The 24,123-nt window shown below is 75.5% G+C and carries 23 protein-coding genes and 1 pseudogene; 13 read left to right on the top strand and 11 right to left on the bottom strand.

Annotation, left to right across the window (positions count from 1 at the left end; all coding sequences use genetic code 11):
• Nucleotides 1–109 precede the first annotated feature (109 nt).
• Nucleotides 110–460 carry a VOC family protein gene (locus T328_RS02045; RefSeq protein ID WP_496494039.1) on the top strand — a complete coding sequence of 117 codons (351 nt, stop codon included), beginning with the start codon at nucleotides 110–112 and terminating at the stop codon, nucleotides 458–460.
• A 137-nt stretch (nucleotides 461–597) separates the two neighbouring features.
• Here the strand turns inward: T328_RS02045 and T328_RS02050 are convergent, their stop codons facing one another.
• On the bottom strand, nucleotides 598–1,452 hold the full coding sequence (locus T328_RS02050; protein WP_496494040.1) for a helix-turn-helix transcriptional regulator: 855 nt from the start codon (nucleotides 1,450–1,452) through the stop codon (nucleotides 598–600).
• Nucleotides 1,453–1,583: 131 nt separating this feature from the next.
• On the opposite strand from T328_RS02050, the gene T328_RS02055 reads away from it, so the two are divergent.
• The 3 genes from T328_RS02055 to T328_RS02065 are packed head-to-tail and all read left to right on the top strand — an operon-like array spanning nucleotide 1,584 to nucleotide 5,684.
• The gene (locus T328_RS02055) at nucleotides 1,584–3,284 is read left to right on the top strand and encodes an AMP-binding protein (RefSeq protein WP_496494041.1); all 1,701 of its coding nucleotides are present in this window, start codon (nucleotides 1,584–1,586) and stop codon (nucleotides 3,282–3,284) included.
• The gene (locus T328_RS02060) at nucleotides 3,281–4,897 is read left to right on the top strand and encodes an AMP-binding protein (protein ID WP_496494042.1); all 1,617 of its coding nucleotides are present in this window, start codon (nucleotides 3,281–3,283) and stop codon (nucleotides 4,895–4,897) included. Before T328_RS02055 ends, T328_RS02060 begins: the two co-directional genes overlap by 4 nt.
• Before the next feature lie 28 nt (nucleotides 4,898–4,925).
• Complete coding sequence (locus T328_RS02065; protein WP_496494043.1) at nucleotides 4,926–5,684, top strand: MBL fold metallo-hydrolase; 759 nt, start codon at nucleotides 4,926–4,928, stop codon at nucleotides 5,682–5,684.
• Between the two features lie 19 nt (nucleotides 5,685–5,703).
• Here T328_RS02065 and T328_RS02070 read toward each other — a convergent pair whose 3' ends face one another.
• The 6 genes from T328_RS02070 to T328_RS02095 all read right to left on the bottom strand — a co-directional run bounded on the left by T328_RS02070 (nucleotide 5,704) and on the right by T328_RS02095 (nucleotide 12,330).
• Complete coding sequence (locus T328_RS02070; RefSeq protein WP_496494044.1) at nucleotides 5,704–6,708, bottom strand: MsnO8 family LLM class oxidoreductase; 1,005 nt, start codon at nucleotides 6,706–6,708, stop codon at nucleotides 5,704–5,706.
• A 24-nt stretch (nucleotides 6,709–6,732) separates the two neighbouring features.
• A complete protein-coding gene (locus T328_RS02075) occupies nucleotides 6,733–7,461 on the bottom strand; it encodes a response regulator transcription factor (protein ID WP_496494045.1) in 729 nt (242 codons plus the stop codon).
• Between the two features lie 223 nt (nucleotides 7,462–7,684).
• Nucleotides 7,685–9,310, bottom strand: coding sequence for a histidine kinase (locus T328_RS02080; RefSeq protein ID WP_496494046.1), 1,626 nt, complete (start codon nucleotides 9,308–9,310; stop codon nucleotides 7,685–7,687).
• Between the two features lie 169 nt (nucleotides 9,311–9,479).
• A complete protein-coding gene (locus T328_RS02085) occupies nucleotides 9,480–10,274 on the bottom strand; it encodes a hypothetical protein (RefSeq protein WP_496494047.1) in 795 nt (264 codons plus the stop codon).
• Between the two features lie 191 nt (nucleotides 10,275–10,465).
• Nucleotides 10,466–11,425 (bottom strand): 2-hydroxy-3-oxopropionate reductase, encoded by a 960-nt coding sequence (locus T328_RS02090; protein WP_496494048.1) that lies wholly within the window; start codon nucleotides 11,423–11,425, stop codon nucleotides 10,466–10,468.
• 83 nt (nucleotides 11,426–11,508) lie between these two features.
• Nucleotides 11,509–12,330, bottom strand: a complete 822-nt coding sequence (locus T328_RS02095; protein ID WP_496494049.1) for a TIM barrel protein — start codon at nucleotides 12,328–12,330, stop codon at nucleotides 11,509–11,511.
• 185 nt (nucleotides 12,331–12,515) lie between these two features.
• Between T328_RS02095 and T328_RS02100 the strand changes: the two genes are divergently transcribed.
• From T328_RS02100 to T328_RS02110, 3 genes are read left to right on the top strand one after another with little or no spacing between them, the layout of a single operon-like run.
• Complete coding sequence (locus tag T328_RS02100) at nucleotides 12,516–13,769, top strand: sensor histidine kinase (RefSeq protein WP_496494050.1); 1,254 nt, start codon at nucleotides 12,516–12,518, stop codon at nucleotides 13,767–13,769.
• 49 nt (nucleotides 13,770–13,818) lie between these two features.
• Entirely contained in the window at nucleotides 13,819–14,844 is a 1,026-nt protein-coding gene (locus T328_RS02105) for a sensor histidine kinase (RefSeq protein ID WP_496494051.1), read from the top strand.
• Nucleotides 14,841–15,227: a response regulator gene (locus T328_RS02110; RefSeq protein ID WP_496494052.1), complete on the top strand. Its 387-nt coding sequence runs from the start codon at nucleotides 14,841–14,843 to the stop codon at nucleotides 15,225–15,227. Before T328_RS02105 ends, T328_RS02110 begins: the two co-directional genes overlap by 4 nt.
• Nucleotides 15,228–15,253: 26 nt before the next feature.
• Here the strand turns inward: T328_RS02110 and T328_RS02115 are convergent.
• Nucleotides 15,254–15,772, bottom strand: a pseudogene (locus tag T328_RS02115) (FAD-dependent oxidoreductase); the annotation flags it as partial.
• A gap of 121 nt (nucleotides 15,773–15,893) precedes the next feature.
• Here T328_RS02115 and T328_RS02120 point away from each other — a divergent pair.
• Genes T328_RS02120 through T328_RS02140 form a run of 5 tightly spaced genes read left to right on the top strand, consistent with a single transcriptional unit; the run spans nucleotide 15,894 to nucleotide 19,949 of the window.
• Nucleotides 15,894–16,166, top strand: coding sequence for a hypothetical protein (locus T328_RS02120; protein ID WP_496494053.1), 273 nt, complete (start codon nucleotides 15,894–15,896; stop codon nucleotides 16,164–16,166).
• Nucleotides 16,163–16,552 (top strand): helix-turn-helix domain-containing protein, encoded by a 390-nt coding sequence (locus T328_RS02125; RefSeq protein WP_496494054.1) that lies wholly within the window; start codon nucleotides 16,163–16,165, stop codon nucleotides 16,550–16,552. The genes T328_RS02120 and T328_RS02125 overlap by 4 nt, the downstream gene beginning before the upstream one ends.
• 54 nt (nucleotides 16,553–16,606) lie before the next feature.
• Nucleotides 16,607–17,572, top strand: a complete 966-nt coding sequence (uraD, locus tag T328_RS02130) for a 2-oxo-4-hydroxy-4-carboxy-5-ureidoimidazoline decarboxylase (RefSeq protein ID WP_496494055.1) — start codon at nucleotides 16,607–16,609, stop codon at nucleotides 17,570–17,572.
• Between the two features lie 3 nt (nucleotides 17,573–17,575).
• Nucleotides 17,576–18,523, top strand: a complete 948-nt coding sequence (gene pucL, locus T328_RS02135; RefSeq protein WP_496494056.1) for a factor-independent urate hydroxylase — start codon at nucleotides 17,576–17,578, stop codon at nucleotides 18,521–18,523.
• 49 nt (nucleotides 18,524–18,572) lie between these two features.
• Nucleotides 18,573–19,949 carry an 8-oxoguanine deaminase gene (locus tag T328_RS02140; RefSeq protein WP_496494057.1) on the top strand — a complete coding sequence of 459 codons (1,377 nt, stop codon included), beginning with the start codon at nucleotides 18,573–18,575 and terminating at the stop codon, nucleotides 19,947–19,949.
• A 181-nt stretch (nucleotides 19,950–20,130) separates the two neighbouring features.
• Here T328_RS02140 and T328_RS02145 read toward each other — a convergent pair whose 3' ends face one another.
• From T328_RS02145 to T328_RS02155, 3 genes are all read right to left on the bottom strand, one after another.
• The gene (locus T328_RS02145) at nucleotides 20,131–20,910 is read right to left on the bottom strand and encodes an SIS domain-containing protein (RefSeq protein ID WP_496494058.1); all 780 of its coding nucleotides are present in this window, start codon (nucleotides 20,908–20,910) and stop codon (nucleotides 20,131–20,133) included.
• 65 nt (nucleotides 20,911–20,975) lie between these two features.
• Nucleotides 20,976–22,577, bottom strand: a complete 1,602-nt coding sequence (gene aceB, locus T328_RS02150; RefSeq protein WP_496494059.1) for a malate synthase A — start codon at nucleotides 22,575–22,577, stop codon at nucleotides 20,976–20,978.
• A 137-nt stretch (nucleotides 22,578–22,714) separates the two neighbouring features.
• Nucleotides 22,715–23,362, bottom strand: a complete 648-nt coding sequence (locus tag T328_RS02155; protein WP_496494060.1) for a nucleotidyltransferase family protein — start codon at nucleotides 23,360–23,362, stop codon at nucleotides 22,715–22,717.
• 123 nt (nucleotides 23,363–23,485) lie between these two features.
• Here T328_RS02155 and T328_RS02160 point away from each other — a divergent pair, with 123 nt between their 5' ends.
• Complete coding sequence (locus T328_RS02160; protein ID WP_496494061.1) at nucleotides 23,486–24,082, top strand: DUF5955 family protein; 597 nt, start codon at nucleotides 23,486–23,488, stop codon at nucleotides 24,080–24,082.
• Nucleotides 24,083–24,123: the final 41 nt, after the last annotated feature.

Raw genomic sequence — 24,123 nt, forward strand, 5'->3', positions numbered from 1 at the left:
TGTGCGCCCCCGACGCCCCACCGACGCCCCGACGCGCGGCCCCGGCGCGCGCGGCCCACCTGCGCGCGCGGGCGGCGCGGTGTCACCGGCGGCCGGTAGCCTCCGCGGCATGGGCATCAGAAGAGTCGTCCCCGACATCAAGACCGAGTCCTTCGAGGCCAGCCGCGAGTTCTACGGGCGGCTGGGATTCGAGGAGGTGATGAACCTGGGATGGGTGATGGCGCTGGCCGCGCCCGACAACCCAACCGCGCAGCTCATCTTCATGGACCGGGACGCCTCCGCGCCCGTGGAGCCGGACATGAGCATCGAGGTCGGGGACGTCGACGCGGCGCACGAGGCGATGCGCGCCACGGGCGCGGAGAACGTCCATCCGCTGACCGACGAGGAGTGGGGCGTGCGGCGGTTCTTCGTCCGCGACCCCAACGGCCGGGTGGTGAACGTCGTCGGGCACCGCGGCTGACGGGCCCCGGAGCGGTGAGGGGAGCCGGAGCGATGACAGGCCCCGGAACGGTGGCGGGCCCGCGAGCCGTGCGGGGCCGGTGGAACGGCGGAACGGCACCGGGCGGGGGAGCCCCGGCGGCGGCCCCGCCCGGGACGCTACGGCAGCAGCCCCACCCGGCGCGCGGCGGTCACCGCCTCCAGCCGGGTGTGCGCCCCGAGCTTCCGCATCGCCGAGCGCAGGTAGCTCTTCACCGTCTCCGGCCGCAGCCCCAGGCGCTCGCCCGCCTCCGCGTTCGTCGCACCCGTCGCCACGCACGCGAGCACGTCCAGCTCCCGCGGCGCCAGCACCGTCCGCTCCGGCCCGGCCCCGGCGGGCGGGGCGACCGTGACCGCCGCCGACGCCAGCCGGTCGCAGAGCGACAGCAGTTCCGCGCGCAGCTCCTCGTCTGCTATACGCGGCGCCAGCGTGCGCAGGTCGCGATGTGCGGTGCGGACGTTCTCCCAGGCCGCCGGGTCCGCGGCCCGCTGCGCGGTGGGCGTGGCGACGGCGAGCAGCCGGCGGGCCTCGTCGCGTACGGCGAGGGTCTGCTCCAGGTGGCGCGCCGTCTCCACCGCGGCGGTCAGCGACCGGTCGCCCAGCGGCAGCGAGTCGCGCAGTGCGCCGTAGAGCACCGCCCGCACCCGCCCGCGTACGACCACGGGCACCGCCAGCACCGACCGCAGCCCCTCGGCGCCCACCGGGCCGTCGTACTCGTGGCTGATGGCGCGGGACGAGGTGTAGTCGGTGACCGCGCAGGGCTTGGAGAAGGCGATGGCCTTGCCGCCGAGACCGTTGCCCGTGGCCACCCCGAGCCCCTGCAGGGACAGCGTCACCGTCCCGCTCAGCTCGCTGATCCGCAGCTTCCGGCCACCGTCCGTAAGCAGCCCGCCGAAGGCGACGGGGACTCCGCCGCCCCGGCGCAGCCGGGCCAGCGCGCCGCGCACCTCTGCTGCGTCCGCGGTCTCCGGCATGTCGCTCGCTCCCTGGTGCTGACGGGGGACCACCGGCGGGGCCGGCGTCAGGGCACCCCCGTACGGGGGTAGTGAGGCGTATGTCACTGGCAGCACGATGCTAGCGAGCCGCCGCCGTACGAGGAGGACATGTGACGGCATCGAATCCGACCGCGGACTTCCGGTCCGCCCGGGACTTCCTGCTGCGGCAGCGGGAGGACTACGCCGCCGCCCGCGCCGGCTTCTCCTGGCCCCGGCCGGAGCGCTTCAACTGGGCACTTGACTGGTTCGACGCCATCGCCGAGGGCAACGACGGCACGGCCCTCCACATCGTGGAGGAGGACGGGCGGGAGACGAAGCTGAGCTTCACCCAGATGAGCGAGCGCTCGAATCGGGTGGCGAACTGGCTACGCGCGCACGGCGTGCGCGCCGGCGACCGGATCGTCGTCATGCTCGGCAACCAGGCCGAGCTGTGGGAGACCGCGCTCGCCGCGATGAAGCTGCGCGCCGTCGTCATCCCCGCCACCCCCCTCCTCGGCCCGGTCGACCTCGCGGACCGCATCGGGCGCGGCCGGGCCCGCCACGTGCTCGTACGCGCCGCCGACGAGGGCAAGTTCGCCGACGTGCCCGGCGACTACACCCGCATCTCCGTCGGCGGCTGGGGGCACCCCCGGACGAAGTTTGGGGGAGGGGCCGGCTGGCTCCCGTACGAGGACGCGTACGGGGCCTCCGCCGTCTTCGTGCCGGACGGCCCGACCGCCGCCGACGACACCCTGATGCTCTACTTCACCTCCGGCACCACGGCGCGCCCGAAGCTGGTCGAGCACACCCATGTCTCGTACCCGGTCGGCCACTTGGCGACGATGTACTGGATCGGCATCCGCCCCGGCGACGTGCACCTGAACATCTCCTCGCCGGGCTGGGCCAAGCACGCCTGGTCCAACCTCTTCGCGCCCTGGAACGCGGAGGCGACCGTCTTCCTGTACAACTACACGCGCTTCGACGCCGGCGCGCTGCTGGCCGCCATGGACCGCGCGGGCGTGACAACTTTCTGCGCCCCGCCCACCGTCTGGCGGATGCTCGTCCAGTCCGATCTGAGCGCCCTCACCACCCCGCCCCGCGAGGCCGTCGCCGCAGGTGAACCCCTCAACCCGGAGGTCATCGAAGCCGTCCGGCGGGCCTGGAACCGGACCATCCGCGACGGCTTCGGCCAGACCGAGACCGCGGTGCAGATCGCCAATCCCCCCGGGCAGCGCGTCAAGCTGGGGTCCATGGGCCGTCCCACTCCCGGATACGACGTCGTGCTCCTGGACCCCGTCAGCGGTGCGCCCGCCGACGAGGGCGAGATCTGCCTCGACCTGAACGCACGCCCCGTGGGCCTGATGACGGGCTACGAGGGCGACGCGGAGCGCACCGCCGAGGCCATGGCCGGCGGCTACTACCGCACCGGCGACATCGGCGCCCGCGACGCCGAGGGCTACATCACGTACGTCGGCCGCAGCGACGACGTCTTCAAGGCGTCCGACTACAAGATCAGTCCCTTCGAGCTGGAGAGCGCGCTGCTGGAGCACGAGGCGGTCGTCGAGGCCGCCGTCGTGCCCGCGCCCGACCCGCTGCGGCTCGCCGTACCCAAGGCGTACGTCGTGCTCGCGGCCGGCTGGGAGCCGGGCGCCGCCGCGGCGAAGGCGATCTTCGCGCACTCCCGCGCGGTGCTCGCCCCGTACCAGCGCGTCCGGCGACTGGAGTTCGCCGACCTGCCCAAGACCGTCTCCGGCAAGATCCGCCGCGTGCAGCTGCGCGAGGCGACCGCCGCCGGATCCCCCGACGAGTACCGCGAGGAGGACCACTCATGACCGCAGAGCCGTCCTACACCGGGGGCACCGGCACCACAGCGCTGCTGGGGGACACCATCGGTGCCAACCTGGACCGCGCCATCGCCGCCCACCCCGACCGCGAGGCCCTCGTCGACGTGCCCTCCGGCCGGCGCTGGACGTACGCGGAGTTCGGTGCCGCCGTCGACGAGGTGGCGCGCGGGCTGCTCGCCCGCGGCGTCGCCAAGGGCGAGCGCGTCGGCGTCTGGGCGGTCAACTGCCCGGAGTGGGTGCTCGTGCAGTACGCCTCGGCCCGCATCGGCGCCGTGATGGTCACGATCAACCCCGCCTACCGGGTGCACGAGCTGGAGTACGTCCTCAACCAGGCCGGCATCTCGCTGCTGGTCGCCTCGCTCGCGCACCAGACCAGCGACTACCGGCGGATGGTCGAGCAGGTACGCGGCAGCTGTCCGGCCCTGCGCAACGTCTTCTACGTCGGCCACGCCGGCTGGGGCAGGCTGATCGAGGCCGGCCGCAAGGTGCCCGTGGAGCGGGTCCGTGAGCGCGAGGCGATGCTGTCCTGCGACGACCCCGTCAACATCCAGTACACCTCCGGCACCACCGGCTTCGCCAAGGGCGCGACCCTGTCGCACCACAGCATCCTCAACAACGGCTTCTTCGTCGGCGAGACGCTGGGCTACACCGAGCAGGACCGGATCTGCATCCCCGTCCCGTACTACCACTGCTTCGGCATGGTGATGGGCAACCTCGCGGCCACCAGCCACGGCGCCTGCATGGTCATCCCCGGCCCCTCCTTCGATCCCGCCGCCACCCTCGCGGCCGTCGAACAGGAGCGCTGCACCTCGCTGTACGGGGTGCCGACGATGTTCGTCGCCGAGTTGGGCCTGCCCGACTTCGCCCTGTACGACCTGACGTCGCTGCGCACCGGGATCATGGCCGGTGCGCCGTGCCCGGTGGAGGTGATGAAGCGGGTGGTGAACGAGATGCACATGGCGGAGGTGACCATCTGCTACGGCATGACCGAGACCTCCCCGGTCGCCACCCAGACCCGGCGCGACGACGACCTGGAGCGCCGCACCGCCACCGTCGGCCGCGTCCTGCCGCACGTCGAGGTCAAGGTCGTCGACCCGGTCACCGGCGTGACCGCGCCGCGCGGCGAGGCCGGCGAGCTGTGCACCCGCGGCTACAGCGTCATGCAGGGCTACTGGGAGCAGCCCGAGCGCACCGCCGAGGTGATCGACGCCGGCCGCTGGATGCACACCGGCGACCTGGCCCGCATGCGCGACGACGGCTGCGTGGAGATCGTCGGCCGGATCAAGGACATGATCATAAGGGGCGGCGAGAACGTCTACCCGCGCGAGATCGAGGAGTTCCTGCACACCCACCCCAAGATCGCCGACGTGCAGGTGGTGGGCGTGCCGGACGAGACTTACGGCGAGGAGATCCTCGCCTGCGTGATCCTCAGCGACCCGACGCTCGCGCTCTCCCGGCGCGAGCTGGCCCACTACTGCGAGAACCGGCTCGCGCACTACAAGATCCCGCGGCATCTGCGGATCGTGGAGGAGTTCCCGACGACGGTCAGCGGGAAGGTGCGGAAGATCGAGCTGCGGGAGCAGTTCAGTGCTGCGGAATAGCGGCGGCCCGCGGGTCCTTGGCACTGCCATGACGATCTTGCACTACGTCGGCGGCCCCACCGCGCTGCTCCGGCTCGGCGGGGTCCGGCTGCTGACCGACCCGACCTTCGACCCGCCCGGCGAGTACCCGGTCGGCGACCGGCGGCTGGTGAAGACCGTGGGCCCGGCGCTCACGCCGGCCGACCTCGGCCCGGTCGACGCGGTGCTGCTCTCCCACGACCAGCACCCCGACAACCTCGACCGGGCCGGGCGCGCGTGCGCCGCCGCCGCGCCGCTGGTGCTGTCCACGGCGTCGGCGGCGGAGCGGCTGGGCGGGCCGGTGCGGGCGCTGCCGGCGTGGGAGTCGTACACCGTCGGCAGCCGGGCGCAGGTCCGCGTCACCGCCGTGCCCGCGCGGCCCGGCCCGCCCGGCAGCGAGCAACTGACCGGCGAGGTCACCGGCTTCGTCCTCACCGGCGAGGACCTGCCCACGGTCTACGTCAGCGGCGACAACGCCTCCCTCGACGTGGTCCGCACCATCGCCGCCCGGCTCGGCCCGGTGGACGTCGCCGTGCTCTTCGCCGGCGCCGCGCAGACCCCGCCGCTCGGCGCCGCGCACCGCACGCTGACCAGCGAGCACGCCGCCGCCGCGGCGGCCGTGCTCGGGGCGCACGACGTGGTGCCGCTGCACTTCGAGCACTGGGGGCACGTCACCCAGGGCGCCGACTCGCTGGTCGCCGCCTTCGAGGCGGCGGGCCTCGGCCACCGGCTGCGGCTGCCGCGGCCGGGGGAGGCGGTGGAGCTGTAGGCGTACGTCCAGGGGCCGGTCAACTCGCCGCGGGCGCCGGGATCTTCAGCTCGGCCAGCCGCCGGAAGGACTCCAGCCGGGCGTCCTCGTCGGGGGTGTGCGCGGAGACCAGGAGTTCGTCGGCGCCGCTGCGCGCGACCAGTTCGCCGAGGGCGGCGGCCACCTGCGCGTCGGTGCCGGACACCTGCGACTGCCGGGCCTCGTCGAGATACCGGGCCTCGCGTTCGGTGAGCGTACGGGCCCGTATCTCCGCCGCCTCCGCCAGCGGCGGGAACTCCCCGCGGGTACGCGACCAGACCGTCGCCCACGCCTCCGGCAGCAGCAGGTCGGCGGCCTGCTCCGCGGAGTCGGCCACGGCGGCGGCGAGCGCCACCACGACGTACGGCTTCGGCTCCTGCGCCGAGGGCGTGAAGGCCGCGCGGTACCGCTCGACGGCCCGCAGCAGCTTCTCCGGGCGCCGGCCCGCGCCGATCACCAGCGGCAGCCCGTGCGCGGCGGCGATGTCGGCGCCGCCGTCGAGGGCCAGCACGTACGCCGGTATCCGCAGGCCCTCCGCCGGTACGGCGTGCACCCCCGGATACGCCGGCTGCGCCCCCTCGAACCAGCGCAGCAGCTCCGCCAGCGCCGCCCCGAAGTCCGCCGCGTCCGCCGTGCCGTGGCCGAGCGCGCGGCGGATGCCGTCGGTGAACCCCAGCGAGCGGCCGAGGCCCATGTCGATCCGGTCCGGGAACAGCGAGCCCAGCACCCCGAACTGCTCGGCGACGACCAGCGGCCGGTGGTTGGGCAGCATCACGCCGCCGGTGCCGACCCGGATGGTGGACGTGGCGGCGGCGACGGCGGCGGCCAGCACGGTCGGCGCGGAGCCCGCGACGCCGGGGACGCCGTGGTGCTCGGAGACCCAGAACCGGCGGTAGCCGTACCCCTCGACCTGTCGCGCGAAGCGGACGGTGCGGCGCAGCGCGGCTGCCGGGTCCTGCCCCTCGCGTCGCAGGGACCGGTCGAGCACGGAGAGGGGGATGTCCATGATCCGTACAACACCGCGGACGGCTCAGGATTCCCCGGCGGACTCCTCGGCCGACTCCTCGGCCGGCTCCCCGGCGTCGTGGACGAGGAGGGCGATCTGCACGCGGTTGTTGAGGCCCAGCTTGGTGAGGATGCGCGAGACATGCGTCTTCACGGTGGGCACGCTCATGTACAGCTCGGCGGCGATCTCGGCGTTCGACCGGCCGCGGCCGACGGCCACGGCCACCTCCCGCTCGCGCTCGCCGAGTGCGGCGAGCCGGCGGCGCGCGCTCTCCGCGGCCTGCCCGGGGCCCGGGGTGCCGGCGCCTCCGGAGACCTGCGCGATGAGCTGCTGGATGACCGCGGGCGACAGCACCGGCTCGCCGGCGGCGACCTTGCGAACGGCTTCGACGATCTCCCGGGGCGGGGTGTCCTTGAGGACGAACCCGGCGGCGCCGGCGCGCAGGGCGCGCAGCACGTGCTCGTCGGTGTGGAACGTCGTCAGCACCAGCACCTCCGGCGGGTCCGGACGCCGGCGCAGCGTCTCCGTGGCGGCCAGGCCGTCGAGCCGCGGCATGCGGATGTCCATGAGCACGACGTCGGGCGCGTGCGCGGCCACGAGCGCCGGCACCTCGCTGCCGTCGGCGGCCTCGCCGACGACGTCGACGTCGTCGGCCCCGCCGAGCATCAGCCGCAGCCCGGCCCGTACGAGGGGGTCGTCGTCGACGAGGAGTACCCGGACGCGGGCGGCGGCGTGGGGGGTCTGGTCGGGCACGCGCCCACCTTAACGGGGTGGGAGCGGGTGGCCTGGGGGAGTGTGCAGGTCGGCTGCCGGGCAGCGCGGTGTGTGCGCCGGAGACCGGGCGTGCGGTTCGCTGCCAGCGTGGGGGTGGGGCCTGGGGTTTGTCTCGTACGGGGCGGGCGGCCCGGTGCGGTGTGTTCGGTGGATCGGGCGGGCCCCTCTGCTCGGGACCGGGGTGCGGTTCGTTGCCGGGGACTCACTCCGTACGGGGCGGGCGGCTGCAGGGGAGCCAGGCGCGGAGGTGGAAGCCGTCGGCGTCGGCTCCGTGTGCCAGCCAACCGCCGGCCAGCGCGGCGCGCTCGGCGAGCCCGATGAGCCCCTGCCCGGCGCCGGGGATGGGCGCGGCGCCGCCGTTGACCCGGCCGCCCGCCCCGGGTGCGGGCGCCGGGCCGGGCCCGCCGCCCGGCAGCTCCACCGGTAGCACGGGCACCGCGGGCCGACCGGTGCCGACGTCCCGCCGGGCGGCGGCCCGGTCGCGCTGCCCGGCCGCCGGATGCCCGCTCCGCGCGGTCCGGCGATTCTCGACGAAATCCGGGTCCCGTCCGGTGGTGTGCTGTGCGCGGGAGGTGAGGCGGTCGTTCTCGGGAGAGCGGGCGTCCGCCACGCGTGCCGGAAATCCGCCCCGCGCGGTCCTGTCGTCCCTGGCGCATTCTGGGCCCCGCCCGGCCGCCGGCTGTCCGCTGCCCGTGCTCCGAACGCCCTCCGCCGGCCGCCCGCGCCCGGCGGGACCCGCGCCCGCCCGCTCGCCGTCCCGGCCGGGGTCCTCTCCGCCCGTGTCCGTCAGCGGGTTGCTCACCGCCACCGTCAGCCCCGCCTCCGGGCCGCCCGTCAGCGTCACCGTCACCTCCGTGCCCGCGGCGTGCTTGCGCGCGTTCGTCAGCCCCTCCTGCACGATCCGGTACGCGGTACGCCCCGTCGCCGCCGGCACCGCCTCCGGCGCGGCGACGTCCTGCGCGTACGCGATCCGCATCCCCGCCTCCCCGGCCTCCGCGACCAGCCGGTCCACGTCCCCCAACGTCGGCTGCGGACGCCCGGCGCCCGTGCCGGAGTCCGCGCCCGCGGGCGCGCGCAGCACGCCGATCACGTCCCGCAGATCCTGCAGCGCCTCGTGCGCGCTGTCCCGGATCACGCCCGCCGCTCGGGCGACCTCCGCCGGCGGGGCGCCCGGGTTGAACTCCAGCGCCCCCGCGTGCACGCTCAGCAGCGACAGCCGGTGCGCCAGCACGTCGTGCATCTCCCGCGCGATGTCCTCCCGTGCCCGCCGCTGCGCCTGCTCCGCGCGCAGCGCCGCGTCGGCCTCAGCCTGCTCGGCGCGCTCGCGCAACGAGGCGACGAGCTGGCGGCGGGAGCGCAGGAACAGACCCCAGACCATGGCGGAGGCGACCAGCGCGAAGTACGCCACCCCCGCGCCGGTCCGCGGGTCCTCGGGGTCCGGGGTGGCGGCGAGGAACGCCACCAGCCGGGCGAAGACGAGGGCCGCGACCCAGCCGGTGGTACGCAGCGGGCGGTGCACCGCGACGGTGAAGAGCGCCACCAGCGTCGGGCCGATGTAGAAGTGGCCGAAGGAGTCGGCCATGAGCATCGCCACCGCGAGCGGCACGGGCCAGCGGCGGCGCAGCAGCAGCGCGAGGCAGGCCACGCCGGCGGCCACCGCCTCGGCGAAGAGCACGTTCTCCGAGACGCCGGCGCCGTCCTCCGGCAGCACCGAGTCGGCGGACACGAACGAGAAGGCCCCGGCGCAGAGGACGAGGCCGGCGTCGGCGAGCCGGTCCCGCCGGATCGTCCTGCCGGCGGCGCGGGTCTCGGGGGCGGTACGGGGCATACCGGCCAATCTACGGTCGCCCGCCCGGCACGGCGCCCCCCGCGGCCGGCGTCGAGACCTTCGTACGACCGCGGGTGCCCGACCACATACTTTGGTCACCGGCGCCCGGTGCCCGGCGCCCAACCGCCCGCCCGGCACCCAACCGCCCGACGCCCGGCACCCCGCCCGCTCAGCCGGCCTGCGCCGCGCCCGTGCGGATCAGCTCGTCCGCGGCGTCGTTGACCGGCTGCGGGGTGCCCGTCAGGTCCATCACGTACAGCGGGAGGCGCAGCTCGTCCGCCCGGGTACGGGCCTCGCGGGTGTAGCCGGCGAGGGCGAAGAAGACCGCGAGCGCCGAGGCGTTGAGGCCGCTGAGCCACACGCACTCGACGTCCCGCAGCGCGGTCGGCGTCGTGGTCGGGTCGACGTGGGCGACCACGCCCGCGCCGCGTACGTCGATGCCGGACGCGGGCCGGTCCTCGTTCTTCACCAGGTCCGTGAAGCCCAGCCAGCGCAGGTACTGTGCCGCCGCCGTGACGGCGTCGCCGGTGTTGCGGATCGTCACCGGCCGGAACGCCGGCCGCGGCACGGGCCCGGGGACCGCCGGGGTGTCCGAGCCGGCCGGGGTGTCCGGGCCGGCCGGGGTGTCCGAGCCCGCTGGGGCGCCGGGCCCGGGCGGCGCCGGCGCGGGTGCCGGGGGCGCCGGCCGCGGGCGCCGGCTCTGCGCGGCGGCCACCGGCAGCCGTACCACCGCGCCGCAGTCGCACGACAGCTCCGGCCGGGGCCACTCGTCGCGCCGGTCGCAGACGGGGCAGCGCACGGTCACCCACGAGTCCCGCCAGGTGCGGTGCCGCAGCTCGACCGGCACCCCGCCGCGCAGCAGCGGCAGCGTCAGCGGGGCGCCGCAGGCGCAGGGGAACGTGCTCGGGGTGTACGCGTGCTCGCGCCGGCAGGCCGGGCAGCGCACCGGCACGCTCTCGGGCATGGGAAGTGCTCCTGGTTCGGGGCCGCGTGGTCGGTTCCGCACTCCAGCATCCCGCACGGATCCGGCTCTTGACGCCGTCTTGCCCCGCTTCTCAACCCGTTCTGCGCGGCCCTCAGGGCCGCCGGCGGCGTCGACCAGCCGCGTACGCCGGTGTCCCGGGCCGCGTAAGCGGTGCTGTCGGGGCGTACGGTTCAGCCGTCACGGCCGGAGAGCCGCTCCACCCCGCGCAGCAGCGCGGAGTGGTCCAGGTCGCCGTCACCCTGCGCGCGCAGCGCGGCGACGAGCTGCGCGACGAGCGTGCCGGCCGGCAGCGCGGCGCCGACGTCGCGCGCCGCGTCGGTGACGATGCCCATGTCCTTGTGGTGCAGGTCGACGCGGAAGCCGGGGCGGAAGTCGCGGTCCAGGAAGTTGTTTTTCTTCCGGGCCAGCACCGTGGAGCCGGCCAGTCCGCCGCCGAGCACGTCGAGGGCGGCCCGGAGGTCCACGCCCGACTTCTCCAGGAAGACCACGGCCTCGGCGCACGCCTGGATGTTGACCGCGACGATCAGCTGGTTGGCGGCCTTGACCGTCTGCCCCGCGCCGTGCGGCCCGCAGTGCACGATCGTCCTGCCCAGCGCCTCGAAGACCGGCCGGGCCCGCTCGAAGTCGGCCCGCTCGCCGCCGACCATGATGGACAGCACCGCCTCGACGGCCCCGGCCTCGCCGCCCGAGACGGGGGCGTCGAGCACCCGGATCCCCCGCTCGGCGGCGTTCTTCGCCAGGTCTACCGAGGTCTGCGGGGTGATCGACGACATGTCGACGAGCAGCGCGCCGCGCCGGGCGTTCGCCAGGATGCCGTCGGGCCCGTACGCGACGGCCTCGACCTCCGGCGACGCGGGGACCATCGTGATGATCACGTCCGCGTCGGCGACGGCCTCGGCGATCGACCCCGCGGCGGTGCCGCCGGCCTGCGCCAGCCGGTCGAGCTTGTCCCGCCGCCGGGTGTGGCCGGTGACCGGGAAGCCCGCCGCGAGCAGGTTCTCGGCCATGGGGGAGCCCATGATGCCGAGGCCGATCCAGGCAATCGAAGGCCGGTCTGCCCGGTCTGCCCGGTCTGCCTGATCTGCCCGGTCAGCCCGGTCGGCGGAGTCGGTCGCGGAGTCGGTGGTCATGCGGCTGTGCCTTCCTGTCGGGCCGGGGTACGGGCTCGGCGGCTCTGCGGGTCTGCCGCTCGGCCGGTCTGCGGTGCGGCGGGTCAGCGGGGCAGCCAGCCGAAGGACTCGGCGCTCGGCCGGTCGCCCGGCTTGTACTCCAGACCCACGTGCCCGTCGTACCCGGCGCGCGCGAGCCGGTCCACCAGCGCGGCCAGCGGCAGCGTTCCGGTGCCGGGGGCGCCGCGGCCGGGGGCGTCGGCGATCTGGACGTGGCCGGTGCGGGCGGTGTGGGTGTCGATGACCTGCTCCAGGTCCGCGCCGTTCCTGGACAGGTGGTAAAGGTCCATCAGGAAGCGGGCGTTGCCGAGGCCGGAGGCCGCGTCGACCCGCTCCGCCAGCGCGACCGCGGACGGCGCGTCAAGAAGCGGGTAGTGCGGTGACTCGGCCGCGCCCAGGGCCTCGATGAGGAGGACCGCGCCGGCCCGGTCGGCCGCGCGGGCGGCGAGTACCAGGTTCGCCAGCGCCAGCCGGTCCTGCTCGGCGGCGGGGACGCCCTCGACGCGGTTGCCGTAGAGGGCGTTGAGCGCGGTGCAGCCGGTGGCGGCGGCGAAGCCGGCGGCCACGTCGAGGTTGGCGCGGAAGCGCTCGGACTCCGCGCCGGGTACGGAGAGCGCCCCGCGGTCGGGTCCGGGCAGCCGGCCAGCGTAGAAGTTGAGCCCGGTCAGCCGGGTGCCGGCGGCGTCCAGCGCGGTGCGCAGGGCGTCGAGTTCGGCCTGTGCGGGGACGGGCGCCTCGGGCCAGGGCCACCACAGTTCGACGGCGTCGAAGCCGGCCGCGGCCGCCGCGGCCGGGCGTTCGAGCAGCGGAAGCTCGGTGAAGAGGATCGAGAGGTTCACGGTGAAGCGGTGGTCGCCGAAGCCCATGAGCGGTGCGCGTTCCTTCCGTATATCGGAAGTAATGTCTTGAATAACGGAAAGGCTGCCTGCTCGGTGCGCGCACTGTCAAGGGCCGGGCGACGTCACCGACCGTGCTGCCGCGCCTATCGTGCGTGAGGATGACCTACTCGGGGAGGAGGCGCCTGGCGTCCCGTGCCGTCTATGGTCCTCGCGTGCGGAGCGACGGAAGCGACGGAAGCGACGGAAGCGACGGAAGCGACGACGGCACAGCCCGGCACCACCGACCGCGGCGGCGCGGCCGGCCGGTGCCGCCGGACCTGCTCGCCGCCGCCGCGTTCGCGGGCCTGACGGTGCTGACCGCGCTCGCGCCGCTGCCCGCGCGCTCGCACCCTCCGGGCTGGCTCGTCGCCGTCGTCGCCGCGGCCACGGCCGTCGCGCCCGCGCTGCGCCGCTTATACCCGCTGCCCGCCTGCGGTACGGGCCTGGCGGTGGCGGCGTGGCCGCTCGGCTGGGGCGCCGCGGGGTTCGCCGCCGTCGCGTACACGCTCTACCCGCTGGCGCTCACCCAGCCGCGCCGGGACGTGGACGCCCGGGCCGTGGCCGCCGTGCTGGCCGCCGGACCGCTGTTCCTGGCCGCCGCCGGGCTCTTCGGCGACCTCCCCGTCCACCCCGCGACACCGGCCGTCGCGGTGCTGCTGCCCGCCACCGCCTGGGTCGCCGGGCGCGTGGTACGGGACCGGCGGCTGGCCGCGGCCCGGGCCGCGGAGGAGCTGGCGCTGCGCGCCGTGGCGGGCGAACGGCTGCGCGTGGCGCGGGAGGTGCACGATGTCGTCACGCACAGCATCGGGCTCATCGCGGTCAAGGCGTCGGTGGCCAACCACGTGGCGGCCGAGCGGCCCGGTGAGGCCGCCGAGTCGCTGCGGGCCATCGAGTCCCTCAGCCGCGAGGCGCTGGCGGAGCTGCGCAGCATGCTGCGGCTGCTGCGCGTCGACACCGGTGCCCGCACCGACCCCTGCCCGGGACCGCGGAACCTGGACCCGACGCCGGGCGTCGCCGGCCTCGGCGCGCTCGCCGAGCGGGTGCGCGCCGCGGGCGTCGCGGTGGAGCTGACGACCGGCGGGCTCGACGACGTGCCCGCCGGCGTGGGCCTGTCGGTCTACCGCATCGCGCAGGAGTCGCTGACGAACGTGGCCAAGCACGCCGGCGTGGCGCGCTGCCGCGTCACCGCCGAGGCCGACGGCACGGAGGTACGGATCGAGGTGACCGACGACGGCCGCGCCGCGGGCGGCCGGGACGCGGCGCCGGACGGCGGCCACGGTCTCGTCGGCATGCGCGAACGGGTCGCCATGTACGGCGGGGTGCTCGACGCGGGCCCGACGCCCGGCGGCGGATACCGGGTCATGGCCCGGCTGCCGTACGAGCCCGCGCCCGGAAACGGAGTCCGGTCGGGCGTGCCGGGACGCTGAGCCCGGGCACCGACACGACCAGGAGGCGGGGGGAAGCGATGGTGACACGGTGGAGACCCATGCCGTGGTGAGGGAGCGCCCCGAGCCGGGCGCCCAGTCCGCGTTGCGGATACTCGCCGCACGATTACGCGACGACGTACGGCCGGCGGAGGCGGCCACGCTCGCCTGCGAGCTGGCGGTCGCCCACCTCGGGGCCGCCGGCGCCACGCTGCGCACCGCCCGCCGCGGCGCCGCGGCGGGCTGCCGCGCCCGGGCCGGCGAGCCCGCGCCCCCGGCGGTGCGCCGGCCCCTGATCCACCAGGGCGAGGTCTACGGGGTGTTCAGCTGTCACGCGCCGCCGCGCGACTGCGGCCTCGGCACGTACGTGGACCAACTGACCCCGATGATCGCCGCGCTGGTGCTCCGCGAGGAACTGCGCCGCCGCGGCCACCAGGTCGTCGCCGCCCGCGAGGCCGAGCGGCACCGGCTCCGCCGCGACCTGCACGACGGCCTCGGCGGCAACCTCGCCAGCATCCGGCTGCGGCTGGAGACCGCGGCGGAACTGCTCGCGGACGAGCCCGCGGGCCGCCGGCTCGTCACCGACGCCGCCCGCACGGCCGCCGGGATCAACGCCGAGATCCGCTCGGTCATCGACGACCTGCGGCCCCCCGACCTGGCCGAGGCCGGGCTCGCCGGCGCGCTCGTCCGGCTCGCCGCCCGCCACGACGGCACGGGCACCGAGGTACGGGCCCGGGTGCCGCGCCGGCTGCGCGCGCTGCACCCGGCGGTGGAGGTCGCCGCGTACCGCATCGCCGCCGAGGGGCTGACCAACGCGCTGCGGCACGCCGCGGCCCGTACCGTCCTGCTCGGGGTGTGGACCTCGGCCACGACGCTGCGCCTCGACATCGCCGACGACGGCGCCGGCTCCGGCACGGGCACCGGCGCCGGCCGGCCGCCGCGGCGCCGGCTGGGCCTGGGCATCGCGTCCATGGTGCGGCGGGCGGAGGAGGTGGGCGGCACGCTGCGGATCCTGCCGCGGACGGACCTGCCGCACGGGACGCTGGTGCGCGCGGTGCTGCCCGGAGGACCGGCGTGAGCGCGGTGCGGGTGTACGTCGTCGACGACCACCCGGTGTTCCGGGACGGGGTGCGGGTGGCGCTGGAGAACGTGCCGGACCTGGAGGTCGCGGGCGAGTCGGGAGCGGGGGAGGAGGCGCTGACGGCGCTGGCGGAGCCGGACGCGCGGGTCGACGTGGTGCTGATGGACCTGCACCTGCCGGGCTGCTCGGGGGTGGAGACGACGCGGCAGCTCAACTCCCCGGGCCGGGGCGGCTCGCCGCCGCGGGTGCTGGTGATGTCGGCGTCGGTGGAGGACGACGCGGTGGTCGCGGCGCTGCGCGCGGGGGCGTACGGGTATCTGGACAAGGGGGCGTCGCGGGCGGAGCTGCTGGGGGCGGCGGCCTGGATCGCTCCGCTGTAGGCGGTGGTGCCGTGGTAGAGCCGGCGCGGCGTGCCGATCAGCCGGGAGCGTACGAACGAACGGACCCCGTCGGCGCCCACCAGCACGTCGGCCGTCGCGCTGCCCCCGTCCGCGAACTCCAGCTCCACGCCGTCCGCCGACTCCGTGAAGCCGCTCAGCCGTCGGCCCAGCCGGATGCGCTCCTGCGGCAGCCCGGCGAGGAGCAGGTCGTACAGCTCGTCCGTGAGCAGCGTGCAGTACGGGGCGGCGAAGTCGCCCGGGCCGAGTCTGCCGAGCGGCTGCCGCCAGGCCAGCGAGCCGTCGCTCCAGTCGCGGAACTCCATCGCGACCGGCTGCACCGCGAGCGCGAGCAGCTCCGCGCCCAGGCCCCAGCGCTGCAGGACGCGGCTGCCGTTGGGCGCGAGGTGCAGCGCCGTCTCGTCCTCCGGCAGCCGGGGCCGCTGTTCGTACACGGTGACCTCCAGCCCCGCCCGGACGAGCGCCGCCGCGGCGGCGACCCCGCCGAGCCCGGCGCCCGAGACGGCCGCCCGCAGGGGTCGTGTCATGTGTCACCTCCCGGAATCACGCGGCTACGCTAGGCAACCCGCTGTCCCGGGCACCTGGGAGCGGCGCCCCGGCGCCGCCCGGCCGGGGCGGCGTCGTGACCCCCGCACGTATGCTGCTCCGATGCGACTCAGGGTGGAGTTCACGACCGAGCCGTTCGACCTGGAGGAGCCGCCGCCGCACGCGGTGGCGGCCCGGGATCTGGTGGAGTCGGCGGGTCTTGACGCCGTGGACGTGGGCCCGTTCGGCAACAGCGCGGAGGGCGGCGCGCAGGTCGTGCTCGACGCCGTGGACGAGTTGCTGCGCAGATCGCTGGCGTCGGGGGCCACCCGTATCTCGCTGCAGGTGAGCGTCGTCGGGGAGGCGCCTGCGGCTCCGGGGGAGGGGTGCGCGTGACGGAGCCCGCGGACCACCCGTTCGTCGCCGCGGTCAAGCCGCTGGTGGACGCCATGGGCGGGGAGCTGGTCGCGCCGGAGGCGGCGGAGGGTGACGACGTCGTGCTGTCCTGGGAGGGCCGCGAGGTCCTGGCGGTGCGGCTGCCGCATCTGGCGGACTCGCTGGACCACATGCTCGCGGAGCTGGAGCGCCGGCACGGGGTGCCGCTCGCGCAGCTCGACCGCCGGACGAAGCAGCAGGTCGTACGGATCCTGGAGACCCGCGGCGCGTTCTCCGTACGGCACGGGGTGGAGACGGTCGCCGGCGCGCTGGGCGTCAGCCGGTTCACCATTTACAACTACCTGAACCGGGAGGCCCGGCAGGGCACGCCGCCGGCGGGCGGCTGACGCGGAATTCAACAAACTGTTGACGTGGCGCGCCGGGGCTCCTAGCTTGCGGCTGTGACCTCCCGCGTTCCGCCGGGCCTCGCCCGGCTCAACTCCGCCGACGAGCAGGCCGCCCGGACGCTGCTGCACGAGGTGTGCGCGGCCGGCCCCTGGGTCGCGGCCGTCGCCGCCGCCCGGCCGTACGCGGACGCCGCGCAGCTCCACGCCGCCGCCGACGCCGCCCTCGCCGACCTCGACGACGCGGGACTGGCCGAGGCGATGGCCGGGCACCCGCCCCTCGGCCGGCCGAAGCCGGGCGACCCCGCCTCGGCGCGCGAGCAGCGCGGCCTGGCCGGAGCCCCGGCGGCGCTCCGGGCGGAGCTGCTGGAGCTGAACCTGGCGTACCAGGAGCGCTTCGGGCACGTCTTCCTGATCTGCGCGACGGGCCTCGGCGCCGAGGAGATGCGGGACGCGCTGCGGGAGCGGATCGGCAACGCGCCGGAGCGGGAACGGCAGATCGCGCGCGGCGAACTGGGCAAGATCAACCGTATCCGGCTGACCCGCCTCGTCGAAGCAGACGCCGAAGGAAGGAGCCCGAGCATGAGCGTCGGCGCCACGTCCGTCTCCACACACATCCTGGACACCAGCGTCGGCCGCCCGGCGGCCGGAGTCGCCGTCGAGCTGTCGGTCGCCACCGGCGGCGGCATCGGCGGGGACACCGACGGGGACACCGGGGGCGATACCGGCGGGGACACCGGCGGCTGGACCGCCCACGGCACCTCCGTCACCGACACCGACGGCCGCGTCCGGGACCTCCCGGCGCTGCCGGCGGGCACGACCCGCGTACGGCTGGTCTTCGCCACCGGCCCGTACCTCCGCGAACCGGCGGCCGAGGACCGGCGGGACGCCGCCGCGCACCGGGACGGCGGCGGGGCGTTCTTCCCGGAGGTGGCGGTGGTCTTCGCCGTCCGCCCCGGCGAGCACTACCACGTCCCGCTGCTGCTCACCCCGTTCGGCTACTCCGTATACCGAGGGAGCTAGCACATGGCAGACCGCCCCCGGCCCGCCCGCGCCACCCGTACCGCGGTGCTCGGCCCGAACCGGTACGGCAAGGCCGAGACCCGCGTCCTCAAGGTCACCCGCGACGGCGCCACCCACCACGTCCGCGACCTCAACGTCTCCGTCGCCCTGTCCGGCGACATGGACGAGGTCCACTACTCCGGCTCCAACACCCACGTCCTCCCGACCGACACCACCAAGAACACGGTCTACGCCTTCGCCAAGGAGCACGGCATCGAGTCCCCCGAGGCGTTCGCCCTCCACCTCGCCCGGCACTTCACCCGCGGCCGGGAGGCCATACACCGCGCCCGGATCCGCGTCGAGGAGTACGCGTGGGAGCGGATCGACACCCCTGTCCGCGACGGCGCCCGCCACTCCTTCGTACGTCGCGGCCGGGAGACCCGCGTCGCCCAGGTCACCTGCGACGGCGAGCGCTTCGAGGTGGTGGGCGGGCTGAAGGACCTGGTCGTCATGAACACCACCGACTCGGAGTTCTGGGGCTACGTGAAGGACGCGTACACGACGCTGAAGGAGGACTACGACCGCATCCTCGCCACCGAGGTCTCCGCCCGCTGGCGCTACGGCTGGACCGGCGCGGCCGGCGCGGCGCCGCCGGCCTGGGATGACTCGTACGAGCAGGCCGTGCGGCACCTGCTGGCCGCCTTCGCCGACACCTACTCGCTCTCGCTGCAGCAGAGCCTGTACGCGATGGGCGCGCGGGTCGTGGAACACCGCCCGGAGATCGAGGAGATCCGCTTCTCCCTCCCCAACAAGCACCACTTCCGCGTCGACCTGGAGCCCTTCGGGCTGACGAACGACGCCGCCGACGGCGCCGTCTACTTCGCCGCCGACCGCCCGTACGGCCTCATCGAGGCGACGGTCCTGCGCGACGGCGCGGACGCCCGGATCCCCGACGACCTGACCCACCTCTGACCACCGGCCCCCGCCGGGAGGCCGGGAGGTCCAGAAAGCCGAGGAACGCATGGCAGCACGGCGCACCGTCGTGGAGAACTGCGCGATCGCCACCGTGGACGCCGACGACACGGAGTACGCCTCCGGGCACGTCGTCGTCGCGGGCAACCGGATCGAGTCGGTGGGCGCGGGCCCGGCGCCGGCCGGGCTCGACGGCGTGGTGCGCAGGATCGACGCCACCGGCCACCTGGCCACGCCCGGACTGATCAACACCCACCACCACTGCTACCAGTGGCTCACCCGCGGCCTCGCCCAGAACGCCAACCTCTTCGACTGGCTCGTCGCCCTCTACCCCACCTGGGCGCGCATCGACGAACCGATGTGCCACACCGCGGCGCAGGGCTCGCTGGCGATGCTCGCGCGCGGCGGCGTGACCACCGCGACGGACCACCACTACGTCTACCCGCGCGGCGCCGGCGACCTCTCCGGCGCCGTCATCCGCGCCGCCCGCGAGACGGGCGTCCGCTTCACCTTCGCCCGTGGCTCGATGGACCTCGGCGAGCGGGACGGCGGACTGCCGCCGGACTTCGCCGTCGAGACGCTGGACGATGCGCTGGCGGGCACGGAGGCGGTCATCGACGCCTACCACGACGCTTCGTACGACTCGATGGTGCAGGTCGCCGCGGCGCCCTGCTCGCCGTTCTCCATCTCCACCGAACTGCTGCGCCAGGGCGCGGAGCTGGGCCGCCGCAAGGGTGTGCGGCTGCACACCCACGGCAGCGAGACCGTGGAGGAGGAGAAGTTCTGCCACGAGCGGTTCGGCATGGGGCCGACCGGCTACTTCGAGTCCACCGGCTGGCTCGGCGACGACGTCTGGATGGCCCACTGCGTGCACATGTCCGACACCGACATCGACGCCTTCGCCCGCACGGGTACGGGCGTCGCCCACTGCCCGTCGTCCAACGCCCGCCTCGGCGCGGGCATCGCCCGCATCCCCGACATGCTGGCGGCGGGCGTCCCGGTCGGCCTGGGCGTGGACGGCAGCGCGTCGAACGAGTCCGGCGAGCTGCACCCGGAACTGCGCAACGCGCTGCTGGTCAACCGGCTCGGCCCGCACAAGGAGAAGGCGCTGACGGTCCGCCGGGCGCTGCGCCTCGGCACGTACGGCGGGGCGCAGGTCCTGGGCCGCGCGGAGGCGATCGGCTCGCTGGAGCCGGGCAAGCTGGCGGACCTGGTGCTGTGGAAGCTCGACGGCCTGGGCCACGCGTCGATCGCGGACCCGGTGGCGGCGCTGGTGCTGGGGCCGCCAGCGCCGGTGACGCTGTCGCTGGTCGACGGGGAGCCGGTGGTGGAGGAGGGCCGGCTGGTCACGGTCAACGAGGAGGCGGTGGCCGGGGCGACGAGGGAGCAGGCGAGGAGGCTGGCGCGGCTGGCTGAGGAGGGCTGAGGAGGGCTGAGGAGGACAGGACTCCGGCCGGCGGCCGGGGCCCGGCCCGGCCGTCCCGAGGGCCTGGGGGCGGAGCCCCCGCGGGGTCCGGGGCGGAGCCCCCGCGGGGGTCTCGGGGGCGGAGCCCCCGAGTTTCGGGAAGGGGCGGGTCAGGGGAACAACCCCCCGCCCCGCCGCAGCGCTACAGCTCCGGGACCCGCCCCCCGTACCGCGTGAAGTTCCGCCGATTCGCCTCGTCTCCGCCCGGTACGTTCGCACTCACCCAGCGCGGCAGCTCCACCCCCCGCGCCGCCGCCCGCTCGTCCAGCTCCGCCAGCAGCAGCGCCCACACGTACGCCCCCAGCACCGTCGACACCGCCGCCGTGTGCGGCGACTCCGGCGGGTGCACCACGTCGCCCGGCGGCACGCACGTATCCAGCACCACCGTCGCGTGGTCCGCGAGCCGCGTACTGGCCCGGGCCGCCGCGCTCGCGGACGCCGGCATCGACGTCACCGCGACCACCGGCACCCCGCGGGCCATGCACTCCTGCGCGATCTCCACCGGGTACGGGTTGCGGCCGCTGGTGGAGAAGACCACCACCACATCCCGGGGCCCCGGCTTCACCCGCTCCACCACCGCCCGCCCCGAGCCCGGCCGCCGCTCCGCGGCGGTGCTGGCCGTGGCGCCGTTCAGCGGCAGTATCTCGGGGTCCCACACGGGTCGTACGCACGCCAGGCCGCCCGCCCGGTAGAACGTCTCGCAGACCATCGCCAGCGAGTGGCCCGCCCCGGCCGCGTACACCAAGCCGCCCGCGGCGACGGCGTCCAGGATCAGCGTGGCGGCGTCCGCGACCGCCGTCCCGGAGGTCCGGTCGAGGTCGTCGAGCAGGCCGCGGAAGCGGCCGGCGACGGCGGCGCGGGCGGCGCCGGCCGCGGCGCCGGGCGGTTGGGAGTCGTGCTCGGTGGTCGTGTCGTCCGTCATGCGAGCATGCGACCACGTACCGCGCCCGTTCCGCCAGAGGGAATCTCCGGCGGGCAAGGCGCCCCTCAGTCCAGCAGCTCGTACGCCGGCAGCGTGAGGAAGTCCGCGTAGTCCGCGTCCAGCGACACCTGCAGCAGCAGGTCGTGCGCCTGCTGCCACCGGCCCGCCGCGAACGCCTCCGCCCCGGACTGCGCGCGGATGCTCTCCAGCTCCTCCGCCGCGATCCGCCGCACCAGCTCCGCGGTCACCCGCCGGCCGTCGTCGAAGACGACGCCCGCGTTGATCCACTGCCAGATCTGCGAGCGGGAGATCTCCGCGGTGGCGGCGTCCTCCATGAGGTTGAAGATGGCCACCGCGCCCAGGCCCCGCAACCACGCCTCGATGTAACGGATGCCCACCTGCACGGCGTTGACCAGGCCCGGGTACGTCGGCCGCGCGTCCAGCGAGTCGATCGCGATCAGGTCGGCGGCGGAGACGGACACGTCCGCGCGCAGCCGGTCCTTCTGGTGGGGCCGCTCGCCGAGCACGGCGTCGAACGACTCCCTGGCGATCGGCACCAGATCCGGGTGCGCGACCCAGGAGCCGTCGAAGCCGTCGTGCGCCTCGCGGTCCTTGTCGGCCTTGACCTTGTCGAACGCGACCTTGTTGACCTCCGGGTCGCGGCGGGAGGGGATGAACGCCGCCATGCCGCCGATCGCGTGCGCGCCGCGCTTGTGGCAGGTGCGTACGAGCAGCTCGGTGTACGCGCGCATGAACGGGGCCGTCATCGTCACCGCGTTGCGGTCGGGCAGCACGAACGCCGCGCCGCCGTCGCGGAAGTTCTTCACGATCGAGAAGAGGTAGTCCCAGCGGCCGGCGTTGAGGCCGGAGGCGTGGTCGCGCAGCTCGTAGAGGATCTCCTCCATCTCGTACGCGGCGGTGATGGTCTCGATCAGCACGGTGGCCCGCACCGTGCCCTGCGGGATGCCGCAGTGGTCCTGGGCGAAGACGAACACGTCGTTCCAGAGGCGGGCTTCGAGGTGCGACTCGGTCTTCGGCAGGTAGAAGTACGGGCCCTTGCCGAGGTCGAGCAGCCGCCGGGCGTTGTGGAAGAAGTACAGCCCGAAGTCGACCAGCGCGCCCGGCACGGGACGGCCCTCGACGGTGAGGTGCCGCTCGTCGAGGTGCCAGCCGCGCGGCCGGGTGACGACCGTCGCCAGCTCGGCGGCCGGCCTCAGGGCGTAGGACCTGCCGGAGGCGGGGTCGGTGAAGTCGATGCGGCGCTCGTAGGCGTCGACCAGGTTGGCCTGGCCGCCGATGACGTTCTCCCAGGTGGGCGCGGAGGCGTCCTCGAAGTCGGCGAGCCAGACCTGCGCACCGGAGTTGAGGGCGTTGATCGTCATCTTGCGGTCGGTGGGGCCGGTGATCTCCACCCGGCGGTCCTGCAGCGCGGGCGGGGCGGGGGCGACGCGCCAGGAGCCGTCGGCGCGTATGCCCGCGGTCTCGGGGAGGAAGTCGAGGGCGGCGGTGCGCGCGATCGCGGCGCGGCGCTCGGCGCGGCGGGCGAGCAGCTCGTCGCGGCGCGGGGTGAACCTGCGGTGCAGCTCGGCGAGGAAGGCGAGGGCGGCGTCGGTGAGGACCTCGTCCTGGCGGGGCGCGGGTTCGGCGGCGGCGACGACTGCGGACATGGCGGTCACTCCTTGGCGGCACGGGGTGCCGGGCGCAGCGGACGTGGCGGGGGCGGCCTGTGGAGAATAGTTTCCTTATCCCGGAAGTTCAACGGTCTGTTGATGTCGAGAGGCTTTCGGTACGGGTCGGGTGGCGCTCAGTGCCAGCCGGCCCACGCCTCGCCGAGCAGCGCCAGATCCGCGGGTGTGTCGACGTCGTCGGGCGCGGCCACGTCGCCGCACTCCACCAGCGCCAGTTCGCCGCGGTGCGCGGCGGCGGCCAGCACGTCGCGGGCGCCGCGGTCGCCGGTGGCGCGCGCGGTGACCTCCGGCCAGCGGCGGCGGTCCAGCAGGACGGGGTGGCCGCGGACGCCGTCGTACGTGGCCGCCGCCAGTTCCGCGCCCTCCGTCCGGTACGCGGCGGCCAGCCGGGCGACGGCGGCGGGCCCGATCCCGGGCTGGTCGACGAGCAGCACCACCGCCGCCGCGGCGTCCGTCGGCTCCAGCGATGCCAGCCCGGCGCGCAGCGACGAGCCCATGCCCGACTCCCAGTCCGGGTTCGACACCGGTACGCAGCCGGGCAGCCGGGCCCCGGCCCGTACTGCGTCCTCCGCCGCGCCCAGCACCACGTGCACCGGCGCGCACCCCGCCGCCCGCAGCGCCCCGGCCGCCCGCTCCACCAGCGGTCGCCCGCCCGGCCCGGCCGGCAGCAGCGCCTTCGCCCGCCCGCCGAGCCGGCGCCCGCCGCCCGCGGCGAGCAGCAGCCCGGCGACGGGAAATTCGGCGGCGCCGATCTTCCTATTCATCTGAATTTCCCGTTCCGAGTGGCGTTCTGACGCATTGTTGGCTTTACTGTCTCGGCATCGCCCGGGGGGCGCGGCGCCCTCGGGGGGCGGTCGGCGGAGCGGGCGGGCGGGGGAGGACTGCCGATGGGAAACGATCGTACGGGCCGGGGCGCGGTGGTGGCGCCGGACGGGGGCGGTGCGGCGCGCGAGCCGCGCGCGGGCACGGGGCGTGAGGCGTACGGGCCCGGGACGCGGGAGGTGCGCGCGGTTGCGGCCCGTGAGATGAGCCTGCCCGAGGCCGGGGAGGTGGGTGTGCCCGAGGTCCGCGACGTGCGCATTCCCGAGTCGGGGGAGGCGCACCCGGCTGCGGCTCGTGAGGGTCGCGCGTCCGCGAATCGTCAGCGCCGCGTGACCGGGGCCCGCGGGGCGCGCGCGTACGAGACCCGTGAGGCCCGCGCGGCCGAGGAGGCCGACCCGCGGGTGACGGCGCTCGCCGCCGCCGTGTCCCGGCTGCGGGACGACTTGGCGGCCCACCCCGCCGACCTCCGCGATCGCGCCCCCGCCGAGGAGGCGCTCGCGGAGCTGGCCGCCGTGGCGGCGACCGGCGCGCCCGACGTGGCGCGGCTGCACCGGGCGCTGCTGGTGGTCGCGGGCGCGGTCGGCTCGGTGAGCGCGGTGGCGCCGGCGGTCGCGGAGGTCCGCGACGTGATCGAGCTGTTCGGCCGCGCACCGCGGCGTTAGCGCGGTCCGGCCTCCGCCCGGGACGGCCAATCACCCCGCGG

Source organism: Streptomyces sp. CNX435, from assembly GCF_059570575.1.